This window comes from Streptomyces solincola (genome assembly GCF_002982015.1).
Taxonomy (GTDB): Bacteria; Actinomycetota; Actinomycetes; order Streptomycetales; family Streptomycetaceae; genus Streptomyces; species Streptomyces solincola.
Genome location: NZ_PVLV01000374.1, coordinates 1 through 13,027, shown reverse-complemented (window position 1 = coordinate 13,027; position 13,027 = coordinate 1). Strand labels below are relative to the sequence as shown.

General features: G+C 76.9%; 9 protein-coding genes. 7 read left to right on the top strand and 2 right to left on the bottom strand.

Going from position 1 to position 13,027, the window contains the following annotated elements:
* A partial coding sequence (locus tag C6N75_RS22050) for a S8 family peptidase (RefSeq protein ID WP_322888067.1) occupies positions 1 to 1,754 on the top strand: 1,754 nt, incomplete at its 5' end.
* Between the two features lie 209 nt (positions 1,755 to 1,963).
* A complete protein-coding gene (locus tag C6N75_RS22045; RefSeq protein WP_258177540.1) occupies positions 1,964 to 4,786 on the top strand; it encodes a helix-turn-helix transcriptional regulator in 2,823 nt (940 codons plus the stop codon).
* Positions 4,787 to 5,047: 261 nt separating this feature from the next.
* Here the strand turns inward: C6N75_RS22045 and C6N75_RS22040 are convergent, their stop codons facing one another.
* Positions 5,048 to 5,275: a DUF5133 domain-containing protein gene (locus C6N75_RS22040; protein WP_105870636.1), complete on the bottom strand. Its 228-nt coding sequence runs from the start codon at positions 5,273 to 5,275 to the stop codon at positions 5,048 to 5,050.
* Positions 5,276 to 5,438: 163 nt separating this feature from the next.
* Here C6N75_RS22040 and mmuM point away from each other — a divergent pair, with 163 nt between their 5' ends.
* From mmuM to C6N75_RS22015, 5 genes are all read left to right on the top strand, one after another.
* Positions 5,439 to 6,386, top strand: coding sequence for a homocysteine S-methyltransferase (gene mmuM, locus C6N75_RS22035; RefSeq protein ID WP_105870635.1), 948 nt, complete (start codon positions 5,439 to 5,441; stop codon positions 6,384 to 6,386).
* Between the two features lie 142 nt (positions 6,387 to 6,528).
* Positions 6,529 to 8,493 carry a DUF2264 domain-containing protein gene (locus C6N75_RS22030; RefSeq protein WP_105870634.1) on the top strand — a complete coding sequence of 655 codons (1,965 nt, stop codon included), beginning with the start codon at positions 6,529 to 6,531 and terminating at the stop codon, positions 8,491 to 8,493.
* 47 nt (positions 8,494 to 8,540) lie between these two features.
* A complete protein-coding gene (locus C6N75_RS22025; protein ID WP_105870633.1) occupies positions 8,541 to 9,269 on the top strand; it encodes a (Fe-S)-binding protein in 729 nt (242 codons plus the stop codon).
* Positions 9,266 to 10,693, top strand: coding sequence for a lactate utilization protein B (locus C6N75_RS22020; RefSeq protein ID WP_105870632.1), 1,428 nt, complete (start codon positions 9,266 to 9,268; stop codon positions 10,691 to 10,693). Before C6N75_RS22025 ends, C6N75_RS22020 begins: the two co-directional genes overlap by 4 nt.
* Positions 10,690 to 11,361 carry a LutC/YkgG family protein gene (locus C6N75_RS22015; RefSeq protein ID WP_258177539.1) on the top strand — a complete coding sequence of 224 codons (672 nt, stop codon included), beginning with the start codon at positions 10,690 to 10,692 and terminating at the stop codon, positions 11,359 to 11,361. The genes C6N75_RS22020 and C6N75_RS22015 overlap by 4 nt, the downstream gene beginning before the upstream one ends.
* A gap of 43 nt (positions 11,362 to 11,404) precedes the next feature.
* Here C6N75_RS22015 and C6N75_RS22010 read toward each other — a convergent pair.
* Positions 11,405 to 13,027, bottom strand: a 1,623-nt coding sequence (locus tag C6N75_RS22010) for a glycoside hydrolase family 65 protein (protein ID WP_105870630.1), incomplete at its 5' end; no start/stop codon positions are given.

The following is a 13,027-nucleotide window of genomic DNA, read 5'->3' as shown; positions in this document are numbered from 1 at the left end:
CGCTCGCCGCGGAGGCCGCCCCCCACCCCTCCCCCGCTCCCGTCTCGCAGTCCATGCAGACGCCGGCCGCCGCGCCGGTGGAGAAGGTCATCGTCACCTACAAGGCCCGTACCGCCGAGGCCACCTCCAACGACGCGGCCCGCAGCGACACCTCGGCCAAGGCGCAGGAGACCGGCGAGAAGCTGTCCTTCGAGCGCCGGCTCGCCGGTGGCGCCGCCCTGGTCGACCTGGGCGCCGGCGCGGAGGACAAGAAGGACCTCGCCGAGGTCATGGCCGCCTTCAGGGCGGACTCCTCGGTCGCCGCCGTGGAGCCCGACATCCGGGCCTACCCGCTGGCCGTCACCCCCAACGACACCGACTACGCCAAGCAGTGGGACCTGTTCGAGGCGACCGGCGGGATGAACGTCCCGGCGGCCTGGGACAAGACCACCGGTGGCGGCGTGACCGTCGCGGTCATCGACACCGGAGCGAGCGCACACAGCGACCTGACCGCCAACACCATCGGCGGCTACGACTTCATCTCCTCCCCGGCGGACGCCCGCGACGGCAACGGCCGCGACGCCGACCCGCGCGACGAGGGCGACTGGAACGACTTCGACGCCGAGTGCGACCCCGACTCCGAGGCGGGCCCGTCCTCCTGGCACGGCACCCACGTGGCCGGCACCATCTCCGCGGCCACCAACAACGGCAAGGGTGTCGCGGGCATCGCCCACGGGGCCAAGGTCCAGCACGTGCGGGTGCTCGGCAAGTGCGGCGGCTCGTCCGCGGACATCGCCGACGCCATCACCTGGGCCTCCGGCGGCAGCGTCCCGGGCGTGCCGGCCAACCCCAACCCGGCCAAGGTCCTCAACCTCAGCCTGGGCGGCGCCAGTTCCACCTGCCCGAGCGTGTACCGGATCGCCATCGACGGGGCCGTCGCGCGCGGCGCGACGGTGGTCGTCGCGGCCGGCAACAGCAACGCCGACACCGCCGGCTTCACCCCCGCCAACTGCGCCAACGTCATCTCGGTGGCGTCCACCAGCCGCGAGGGCAACCGCTCGTACTACTCCAACTTCGGCACCGCCGTGGACGTCTCGGCGCCCGGCGGCGAGACCCGGCGCTCCACCGACACCCCGGGCACCGTCACCACCCCGCAGAACGGCATCTGGTCGACCCTCAACTCCGGTCTGACCACGCCGTCCGCGGAGAACTACAAGCCCTACCAGGGCACCTCGATGGCGGCCCCGCACATCGCCGGCCTGGCCGCGCTGCTGAAGTCGGCCAAGTCCAGCCTCACCCCGGCGCAGATCGAGTCCGCGATCAAGTCCAACGCCCGTCCGCTGCCGGGCGTCTGCTCGGGCGGCTGCGGCGCGGGCATCGCGGACGCGGCCAAGACGGTGGCCGCGGTCACCGGCGGCTCCACCGGCGGCGGCACGGTGTTCTCCAACGCCGCCGACGTGACGATCACCGACAACGCCACGGTCACCTCGCCGATCACGGTCACCGGCCGCTCCGGCGCCGCCCCGGCCGCGCTGAAGGTCGACGTCGACATCAAGCACAGCTACCGCGGCGACCTGGTCGTCGACCTGCTCGCCCCGGACGGCACCGCCTACCGGCTGAAGAACGCCGGCAGCGGCGACTCGGCGGCCAACGTGCTCGCCTCCTACACGGTGAACGCCTCCAGCGAGACCGCCAACGGCACCTGGAAGCTCCGGGTGCGCGATGCGGCATCGGGTGACACCGGCTACATCGACTCCTGGAGTCTGACCTTCTGACCCGATCGCACAACGGCGTCAGCGCAGGTCAGGGGCGCGCTCCCGGCATATGCCCGGGGGCGCGCCCCGCCGTGTGCCCGCGCCCGGGGTGTCCACATGCCGGACAACGGGCCTGGACGGGGACGCGGGCGTTCGTATTCTCTGCACACACGAACGACCGCGACGGTCGCGGGCAGCACGTCCGCACCGCGCCCGGAGGGTGGTGCAGGGTGGGACCGACTCCGTACCCCGCCGCGCCGGTGGACGGCGCCCCCGCGGACAGACCCGGCCCGGTCGGCCGGGGCGCGCTGCTCGCCCGGCTCGACCGGGTGCTGCCGGACCGCGGCCGGGCCCTGCTGACCGGGCCGCCGGGCATCGGCAAGACCGAGATCGCGCACGCCGCCGCCGAGCGGGCCGCCGCCCGCGGCGAGGCGGTGGTGTGGCTGGCGGCCCAGCCCGCCGATCACGCCCTCACCGGCGCGTCCGCCGCCGCGCTGCTCGCCTCCGTGCCCGCCCACGCCCTGGCCGGACTGCCCAAGCCGCAGCGGGAGGCCGTCGCGGTGCTCTGCCGCGAAGCCGACGCGCCGCCGGCCGGACGCGACCCGATGGCCCTGCGCCTCGCGCTGGCCGGGGTGCTGCGGGCGCTGGCCGGCCAGGGGCCGGTGCTGCTCGTCGTCGACGACGCCCAGCGGATGGACCCGGAGAGCGCCGACCTGCTGCGGTTCGCGCTGCACCTGGCCCCCGAGGCGCTGCGGGTGCTCGCCGTGGAGACCCCCGCCCCCTACGGCGGGGGCGGCGGCGCCCCGCTGCCGCTGTGGGTGGCCTCCGAGGCCGATGTGCTGCTCGTCCCGCCGCTGCACGCCGACGAACTGGCCGAGCTGCTGGTGCGCAACGGGCTGCCGGCCCGGCTGGCCGGCCGCATCCACCGCTCCAGCGGCGGCAACCCCCGGCTCGCCCTGGCCGTCGGCCGCACCCTGGCCGACGCCCCCGGACCGGTGCACCACGCCGAGGCGCTGCCGCTGTCCGGGCGGGCCCGGGACGCCGCCCGCCGGATGCTCGCGCCCGTCGCCCCGGACGTCCGCGCCACCCTGCTGCTCGCCGCCCTCGCGCTGCGGCCCACCGCCGCGCTGCTGCGCCGGGCCGGCCGCCCGGCCGCCGAGGCGGAGCTGGCGGCCGCCGAACGGGCCGGTCTGGTCGCCCTCGCCGAGGACGGCACCGTCGCCTTCACCGCCGGGCTGCTGCGCTCCACCCTCGTCCAGGACACCTGTTGGACCGAACGCAGCGCCGGGCACGCCGCACTGGCCCGGATCGCCGACGACCCGGTGGAGGAGATACGCCACCGGGCGCTGGCCGCCGGCGCGCCGGACGAGCGGCTCGCCGCCGAGGTGGCTGCCGCCGGCGAGCGGGCCCGCGGCCGCGGCGACCACCCGCTGGCCGCCGAACTGGCCCTGCTGGCCGCCGAGTGCACCCCCTCCGCGGACGGCCCCCGGCGGCTCGGACGACTGGTCGAGGCGGCCGGGGAGGCGGCCCGCGCGGCCCGCGCCGACCTGGCACTGCGCGCCGCCTCCGACCTGCTGGCCCGGGACGCCGCGCCCGCCGACCGGGTCCGCGCCCGGCTCGCCGTGCTCGACACCGCCGGCCAGGGGCTGACCGACCTGGACGAGATGTACGTGCACGCCATGGAGGACTCCGAGGGCGAACCCGGGCTGCGCGCCGCCGTCCTGCTGCGCCTGTCGGTGAAGTACATGCTCGCCGACGCCGACCCGGTGCGGGCCCGCGGCGCCGCGGTGGAGTCGGCGGTGCTGGCGGCCGCCGCCGGGGACCGGCACACCGCCGCCTCCGCGCTCACCCAGCAGGCCCGGATGGACCGGGTGCTCGGCTCCCCCGGCGCGGAGGCCACGCTCGCCGAGGCCCGCGCCCTGGAGATGACCGACCGGCCGCTCGGCGTGCGCAACGCCGCGCAGATCCTCACCATCCGGCACGCCCTGTTCGACGACCGGCTCGGCCCGGCGCGCGACCAGTCGTACGCCCTGCTGCCGCTGGTCGAGCGGCGCGGGCCGGTGGAGGACGCCATCGAGCTGCTGCGCACCCTGGCGGAGGTGGAAGCCCGGCGCGGCCAGTGCGCCGCCGCCCTGGCGCACGCCGGGCGGTCCCTCGCGCTGACCCTGGAGGCCGGGCTGTCCCCCGGCCCGGCCTGGTACGCGCTGGCGGTGGCCGAGGCGGCGGGCGGCTCGTTCGCCCGGGCGGCCGACTACGCCCGGCGCAGTGTGCGCGCCTCCGAGGAGGAGGGCGACCAGGTCTTCCTCTCCCGGGCGCTGTGGGCGCTGGGCCGGGTGCAGTCGCTGACCGGCGAGGCGGCGGCCGCGCTGGAGACGCTGCGCCGGGTGCGGGCCAACGAGCACGCGCTGTGCACGGTGGACCCGGCCATGCTGCGGTGGCACGAGGAGCTGGCCGAGGCGCTGCTGGCCGGGGACGCCCCGGACGAGGCGCGGGCGCTGCTGGCCGACGTCGGTCCGGTCGCCGAGCGACTGGGCCGGTCCACCGTGCTGCTGGGCTGCGACCGGGTGTACGCGCTGTGCCTGGCGGCGGCCGGCAAGGCGGACGAGGCGGTGGACCTACTGGTGGAGACCGCCGACCGGTTCGCCGGCCACGGGCTGGTGCTGGAACAGGGGCGCTGCCTGCTGGCGCTGGCCCGGGTGGAGCGCCGCCGGCGCCGGCGGTCGGCCGCGGCGGCCGCGCTCCAGGCGGCGGCCGCGGTCTTCGAACGGGCGGGCGCGGCGCCCTGGCTGGGGCTCACCGCGGACCGCCCCGGCCCGCTCGACGGCCCCGCCCCCGAGCCGTCCGGCGCCGGCGCGCTGGCCGTCCTCACCGAGGCGGAACTGACCCTGGCCCACCTGGTCGGCGAGGGCGCCAGCAACCAGGAGGCGGCGGCCCGGCTGTACGTCAGCGTCAAGACCGTCGAGGCCCGGCTGACCCGCATCTACCAGAAGCTCGACGTCCGCTCACGCGCCCAGTTGGCCTCCGCCCTCGGCGGGACGCTGCGCGGCCGGTGAGCGGGCGCGGTGCGAAGTGCCGTTCGTACGGGGGTGACTGACGGCCGCAGCCGGTGAAGCACCCGGACGCGCGCCCGCCGCCGGTACCGGGCACGGCCTGGTGGCCCGGATCGGCTGCGGCCACTGCGGGACGGTACTCGCCCCGGCCCACCGGCTCCCGCCGGGCGACGGGGCGCCCCGCTGCCCCAGGAGATGCCGGTGCCCGCCGCCCGTGCCGGTCGTGCCGACGGCCGCGGGCCCGGCCCGGTACCGGGGCCGGGCTCAGGCCGCCAGCAGGGAGTCGTCCTCGGGACGGGCGCCGGGCAGCCGGTGCCGGGCCGCGATGAGCGCGGTGTCGACGTCTGCGGTGCCGGTGGCCGTGCACAGCGTGCGGGCCAGCACCTCCAGGCGGGCGCGGACCTCTGGTCCGCCCGCCTCGGCGTGCAGCGCCGCCAGGGTCGAGTACTCCTCGACCAGGTGGTCCAGCACGGCGGGGTGGGCCATCAGCACGGCGGTCTCCTTCCGGGGGCGGGCGGCCGGGTGTGCCGCCGGTGTCCCGCTACCCGGTGATCGCCGGCCCAATCCGCGCCGCTGCCGGGCCGGCACGGGCCCGCGTGGTCTCGATACGGTCCCGACCCCTGCGCCGGGGCCCGGCTTCGGCTAGCTTTCCAGCATGATCAGCGCTCCCGGGCCGTCGTTCACCGAGGCGCTCACCGCCTCCGGCCCTCCTCTCGTCCTGGACGGCGGCCTCGCGCACCTGCTGGAGGCCGCCGGGCACGACCTGAGCGGCGGGCTGTGGTCGGCCAGGCTGCTCGCGGACCGGCCGGAGGCGGTCGTCGCGGCGCACCAGGCCTACTACGAGGCGGGCGCCTGCACCGTGACCACCGCCAGCTACCAGGCGACGTTCGAGGGGTTCGCCCGCCGCTCGATCGGGCCGGACCGGACGGCCGAACTGCTGGCCCGCAGCGTGGAGCTGGCCCGGGACGCGGCCCGCCGCGCGGAGGCGCGCACCCCCGGCCGGGCGCTGTGGGTGGCCGCGTCGGCCGGCCCGTACGGGGCGATGCTCGCCGACGGTTCGGAGTACCGGGGCCGCTACGGGCTGGGCGTGGGCGCGTTGGAGCGCTTCCACCGGCCGCGGCTGGAGGTGCTGGCGGCGGCGCGGCCCGACGTACTGGCGCTGGAGACCGTGCCGGACGCGGACGAGGGCCGGGCCCTGGTGCGGGCGGTCCGCGGACTGGGCGTGCCGGCCTGGCTGTCGTACGCGGTGGCGGGCGGCCGCACCCGCGCCGGGCAGCCGCTGGAGGAGGCGTTCGCCGTCGCCGCGGAGGCCGAGGAGATCGTCGCGGTGGGCGTCAACTGCTGCGCCCCGGAGGAGGTCGCCCCAGCGGTGGCGGTGGCCGCGCGGGTCACCGGCAAGCCGGTGGTGGCCTACCCCAACAGCGGCGAGCGGTGGGACGCGGGCGCGGCGGCCTGGCGGGGCCCGGCCACCTTCACGGCCTCCCGGCTGACGGAGTGGCGGCGGGCCGGGGCGCGGCTGGTCGGCGGCTGCTGCCGGGTGGGGCCGGAGGCGGTCGCCGCCCTGGCCCGCGAGGCGGCGGGCTCGGCCCGGCGGGTGCACTGAGGACGCGGGACTCCCAGGCGCCCCAAGGTGATCGTTCGATCAATCGAGGGCGGGCTGTTGACCGGATGACGGTCGGTCGATCACGCTCCTTGACGGCGCCGGGGCGCGGCGACCACCGCGGCGGGAGGGGGCCGGTTCCGGCATGGACGACGACCACAGGGGCCGCGAGCTGGTCCTGCCGCCCGGGGACCGGCGCCTGAGCCCGTACACCGGCTACACCCGCGCGCACTGGGAGGCCGCCGCCGACGGTCTGGTGACGGCGGCCTGGCGGTGGGCGAGCCCGGGCGGGGCGCTGCTCGACCTGCCGGGGCGGCCGTCGGTCTCCGGGGTGCGCTCCGACGGCCTGGAGGGCTTCGCCCGGACCCTTCTGGCCGCCGCGTTCCGGGTGGCGGGGGCGGGCGGTCAGGATCCGCACGGCCTGCTCGGCCGGTACGCGGACGGGCTCGCCGCGGGCACCCTGCACCCCGGCCGGGAGGACGCCGAGTCCTGGCCGCCTGTCCAGGACCACGGGGCGGGCGGTCAGCCGATGGTGGAGTCGGCGTCGGTGGCGCTCGGCCTGCGGCTGACCCGGCCCTGGCTGTGGGACCGGCTGGACGACGGCGTACGCGACCGGGCCGAGCAGTGGCTGCGCGGGGCGCTGCGGCACACGCCCGCGCCCAACAACTGGTACCTCTTCCCGCTGACCGTGGCCGGTTTCCTGGAGTCGGTGGGGCGCGGGGACGCCGAGACCGCCCGGGCCGTCCAGCGGGGCCTCGGGCTGCTGGAGGGCTGGTACCGGGGGGACGGCTGGTACGCGGACGGCGAGGGCCGGGCTTTCGACCACTACAACGGCTGGGCGCTGCACCTGTATCCGGTGCTGCACGCCCATCTCGCCGGCGACGAGGGGCTGCTCGCGCACTACGGGGACCGGCTCCGACTCCATCTGCGCTCCTTCGCCGCGCTGTTCGGCGGGGACGGGGCGCCCGTGCACTTCGGCCGGTCGCTGACCTACCGGTTCGCGGCGGGCGCGGCGGTCGGCGTGGGCGCGGTCACCGGTCATACCCCGCTGGCGCCGGGGGTCTCGCGCGGGCTGCTGAGCGGCTGTCTGCGCCACTTCCTGGACCGGGGCGCGGTCGACGGGGGGACCGGGCTGCTCACGCCCGGCTGGTACGGGCCGCACGCGCCGACGCTCCAGTCGTACTCGGGACCGGCCTCGCCGTACTGGGCGGCGAAGGCGTTCGCCGCGCTGCTCGCCGGGCCGGAGCACCCGCTGTGGACGGCGGTGGAGGAGCCGGCCCCGGCGCGGGGCCCGGACCGGGTGCTGGCGCTGCCCGCGCCGGGACTGCTGGTGCAGACGACCGGCGCGGACGGGCTGGCCCGGCTGCACAACCACGGCAGCGACGCGGTCCCGCCCGGGGCCGGGGACTGCGCGGCGGCGGCCGATCCGCTGTACGGGCGGTTCGCCTACTCGACGGCGACCGGTCCGACCGCCGAAGGCAACCCGCCGGACAACCACCTGGCCGTGGAGGTGGGCGGGGTCGCCTCGGCGCGCTGCCGGATCCGGCCGCTGGGCGCGGGCGGCGGGGGCGACTGGGGTTGGGCGGCCTCCGCCCACCGACCGGTCTTCCCCGTCGGGACGCCGTCGCCCCCGGATCTGCGGGTGGTGAGCGTGACGGTGGCGTGCGGCCGCCACGAGCTTCGGGTGCACCGGGTGACCGGGCTGCCGCCGGGCGCCCGGCTCCGGCTGACGGGCTGGGCCACCGGCCCGGACCAGTCGCTCGTCTCCCAGTTGACCGGGTTGGCCGACTGGGGCGAGCGCGACGAGGTGCGGGCGCCGGCCGGGACGGCGTTCACCGACTGGGCGGTGCTGCCCCGGCTGACGGCCGGGCCGGTGGAGGCGGGCGAGCCCCCGCGGGTGCTGGTGGCGCTCGCCTCGCTGACCGGCGCGGCGGATCCGGCCCCGCCGGCCGGGGTGGCGCGGGTGGAGCACGTGGACGCGGACGGGGTGCGGGTGCGCTGGACCGGGGCGGGCGGCGCGGCCGGGGCGGTGACCCGGATCGCCTTCGCGCCGCTTCGGGTGGGGCACACCGGCGTCCCCGAGGGGCCGCCGTCACCGCCCCCGGTGTGATCACCGGGCCTATGCTGGCCGACGGCCCTGCGATCGGAGGGAGTCCCATGCGGGTCGCGCTGTTCGTCACCTGCGTCAACGACGCGGTGTACCCGTCGACCGGGATCGCGGTGGTGAAGCTGCTGGAGCGCCTCGGTGTGGCGGTCGACTTCCCGGCGGGGCAGACCTGCTGCGGCCAGCCCCAGTACAACTCGGGCTACCGGGAGCAGGCGCGGCGGCTGGCCCGGCGTACGGCGGCGGCCTTCGCGGACCACCGCCATGTGGTCGTCCCGTCCGGCTCCTGCGCCGCCATGGTCCGCACGCACTACGCCCGACTGGGCGAAGCGGGCCTCGCGCCGCGGGTGCTGGAGCTCAGTGAGTTCCTGGTGGACGTGCTGGGGGTGACCGACGTCGGCGCGTACTTCCCGCACCGGGTGGCGTACCACCCCTCCTGCCACGGGCTGCGGCTGCTGGGCCTGGGCGAGCGGCCCCGGCGGCTGCTGGCGGCGGTGCGGGGGCTGGAACTGGTGGAGCAGCGCGGCCCGGAGGAGTGCTGCGGCTTCGGCGGCGCCTTCGCGGTGAAGAACCCGGACGTGTCGGTGGCGATGGGCCGGGACCGGGTGGACGCGGTGCGGGAGGCGGGCGCGGAGGTGCTGTGCGGCGCGGACAACTCCTGCCTGATGCACCTGGACGGCGTGGCCCGGGCCCGTACCGCAGGCGCGAGCGCGGCGGCCGGGCCGCGGACGGTGCACCTGGCGGAGATCCTGGCGAGCACGGAGGAGGAGCCGCTGCGATGAGCGGGACGTTCCTGGGGATGCCGGCCTTCCCGGAGGCGGCCCGGTCCGCGGTGGCCGACCCGGTGCTGCGGGCCAATCTGCGGCACGCCACCCACACCATCCGCGCCAGACGGGCCCGCGCGGTGGCCGAGTTGGCCGACTGGGAGGCGCTGCGCCAGGCCGGCAAGGAGATCAAGGACCACACCCTGCGCCACCTGGACACCCATCTGCTGAGGCTGGAGGAGGCGGTGACCTCGGCCGGCGGCGTGGTGCACTGGGCGGAGGACGCCGAGGAGGCCAACCGGATCGTCACCGAGCTGGTGCGGGCCACCGGGGAGCGGGAGGTGGTCAAGGTCAAGTCGATGGCCACCCAGGAGATCGGGCTCAACGAGGCGCTGGAGGCGGCCGGGATCGCCGCGTACGAGACCGATCTCGCCGAGCTGATCGTGCAGTTGGGCGAGGACCGGCCCTCGCACATCCTGGTGCCGGCGATCCACCGCAACCGCGGCGAGATCCGCCGGATCTTCCGGGACCGGATGGGGGCCTGGGGCCGGCCCGCCCCGGACGGGCTGACCGACGAGCCGGCCCGGCTGGCGGAGGCGGCCCGGCTGCACCTGCGGGAGAAGTTCCTGCGGGCGAAGGTGGGGGTCTCCGGGGCCAACTTCATGGTGGCCGAGACCGGCACCCTGGTGGTGGTGGAGTCCGAGGGCAACGGCCGGATGTGCCTGACCCTCCCCGAGACGCTGATCTCCGTCGTCGGGGTGGAGAAGGTGGTGCCCACCTGGCGGGACCTGGAGGTGTTCCTACAGACGCTGCCGCGCTCCTCGACGGCCGAGCGGATGAGCCCGTACACCAGCATGTGGACCGGCACGTCCGACGGCGACGGGCCGCGCGCCTTCCACCTGGTGCTGCTGGACAACGGCCGCACCTCGGCGCTCGCCGACGCCACCGGCCGGCAGGCGCTGCGCTGTATCCGCTGCTCGGCCTGCCTGAACGTCTGCCCGGTGTACGAGCGGGCCGGCGGGCACGCCTACGGCTCGGTCTACCCGGGGCCGATCGGCGCGATCCTCACCCCGCAGCTGCGCGGCACGGTCAGCGAACTGGACGCCTCGCTGCCGTACGCCTCCTCGCTGTGCGGGGCGTGCTACGAGGTGTGCCCGGTGGCCATCGACATTCCCGAGGTGCTGGTGAGCCTGCGCGAGCGGGTGGCGGCGCGGGGCGGCTCCGGGCACCGGGTGGAGCGGGCCGCGATGGCGGCGGCCACCTGGCTGTTCGACCATCCGGGCGCGCTGGCGGCGGGTGAGAGGCTGGCGTCCGCGACCCGGCGGCTGCACCCGTCCCGGCCGCCCGGTGCGGGAGCCTGGACGGCGGGGCGCGAGTTGCCCGAGCTGCCGGAGCGGTCCTTCCGCGACTGGTGGCGGAGGGAAAGGGGGAAGGGGTCGTGAGCACCGCGCGGGAGCGCGTCCTGGCCCGGATCCGGGCGGCCAACGCGGGGGCGCCGGACGCCCCGGGGCCGTCCCGGGAGTATCTGACCGCCCACTCCCCCGCCGGCGACCCGGCGGCCCTGGCGGACCTGCTGCACGAGAACCTCACCGACTACCGGGCGCACGTCAGCCGCAGCGGTCCGGCCGGGCTGCCGGGGCTGATCGGGACGCTGCTGGCGCGGCGCGGGGCGCGCTCGGTGGCGGTGCCGCCGGGGCTGCCGGCCGGATGGCTGGCCGAGGCCCGCGGGGTCGACCGGCGGCCGGACGACCGGGCGGCCGGGCCGCTGAGCGCGGCCGAACTGGACGCGGTGGACGCGGTGGTGACGGGCTGCGCGCTGGCTGTGGCGGAGACCGGCACGATCGTGCTGGACGGCGGCCCGGGGCAGGGCCGGCGGGCGCTGACCCTCGTCCCCGACCTGCACGTCTGCGTGGTGCGGGTGCCCGGGCAGCTCGTCGCCTCGCTCCCGCTCGCCCTGCCGCGCCTGGACCCGCGGCGCCCGCTGACCTGGATCTCCGGCCCCTCGGCGACCAGCGACATCGAGCTGGACCGGGTGGAGGGTGTGCACGGGCCGCGCACCCTGGAGGTGATCCTGCTGGCGGACCAGGACCCACCGGAACCGGACGGCTAGGGGCCGGGCGGCGGCACATCGCGGGCGGAGGCTCGGTGGACGGCTAGGGGCCGGGCAGCGGCAGGTCGCAGGAGGTGCCGGGCTCGACCGCCACCGTGCGGCCGTCGGGCAGTTCGACGTCGATCGGCTCACGGCCGCCGTCCGGCGGGACGGCCACGTGCAGGCCGCCCGGGGTCATCCGGACCCGGACGCCCCAGTGGCCGCGGTAGCGCAGGGTGAAGTCGTACGCGGACAGCTCCGGCAGCGGCACCGGGGCCAGCCTCAGCGCCCCGTCCCGGATCTCCAGCCCGGTCAGCCCGCGCTGCACCAGGTCCAGGGTGCCGGCCATCGCGCCCAGGTGGATGCCCTCCCCCGTCGTGCCGCCCTGGAGGTCGGCGATGTCGCCCTCCAGGGCCTCCTGGCAGAACTGCCAGGCCTCCGCGCGGCGGACCCGGGCCAGCACCCAGCCGTGCACCAGCCCGCTGAGGGTGGAGCCGTGGCTGGTGCGGCGCAGGTAGTAGTCGACCGTCCGCTCCCAACCCGCGTCGTCCAGGGTGTGCCCGAGCCGGGCGAACAGCGCCTTCAGCTCGGCCGGCGGGAAGAGGTAGCCGAGCATCAGCACATCGGCCTGCTTGGAGGCCTGGTAGCGGTTGGGGGTGTCGCCGTCGGCCTCCAGCACCCGGTCGAGGCGGCGAATGTCGCCGTGCCGCCGCCGCAGCCCCTCCCAGTCCAGTTCGGCCAGATCGCCGAAGCCCTCGAACTGGCTGATCACGCCCTGGTGGAAGGGGATGTGCAGCCTGCGGGAGACGTCCTCCCACAACTCCAGTTCGCCCTGGCCCAGTTCGGTGCGCTCTACCAGCTCCAGGCGGCGCGGCTCGGGCAGTTCGCGCAGCAGCTCCAGGGTGCGGGCGAGCACCCAGGCCGCGGTGACGTTGGTGTAGGCGTTGTCGTCCAGGCCGGGCCGGACCGCGTCCGGGTAGGCGTCGTGGTACTCGTCGGGGCCCATCACACCGCGCACGCGGTAGCGCCCCAGGTCCGGGTCGAAGGTGGCCCGGCCGGCCCAGAAGCGGGCGATCTGGAGCATCGTCTCGGCGCCCTTGGTGTGCAGGAACTCGCTGTCCCCGGTGGCCTGGCAGTACTGCCAGACGTTGTAGGCGATGGCGGAGCCGACGTGGTGCTGGAGGTGGGAGTGGTCGGGCAGCCAGCGGCCGGAGCGCGGGTTGAGGTGCAGCCGCTGGGTCTCCTCGCGGCCGTCGCTGCCGGACTGCCAGGGGTACATCGCCCCGGTGCAGCCGGCGTCCCTGGCCGCGGTCCGGGCCCGCTCCAGCCTCCGGTGGCGGTAGGTGAGCAGCGCCCGGGAGACCTCGGGGAAGTGCAGGTTCAGGTAGGGCAGCACGAACAGCTCGTCCCAGAAGACGTGGCCGCGGTACGCCTCGCCGTGCAGCCCGCGGGCCGGGACGCCCACGTCCAGCTCGGCGGTGTGCGGGGAGAGGGTTTGCAGGACGTGGAAGAGGTGCAGCCGCAGGATGCGCCCGGCCTCGTCGGGGACCTCCAGTTCGGCCCGCCGCCACAGCTGGCCCCAGGCGGTGCGGTGCGAGGCGAGCAGCGCGTCGGCGTCGGGGGCGCGCCGCACCCGGTCGAGCGCGGCGGCCAGCGGTTCGCTGATGGCCGGGTCGCGGGAGGTGTG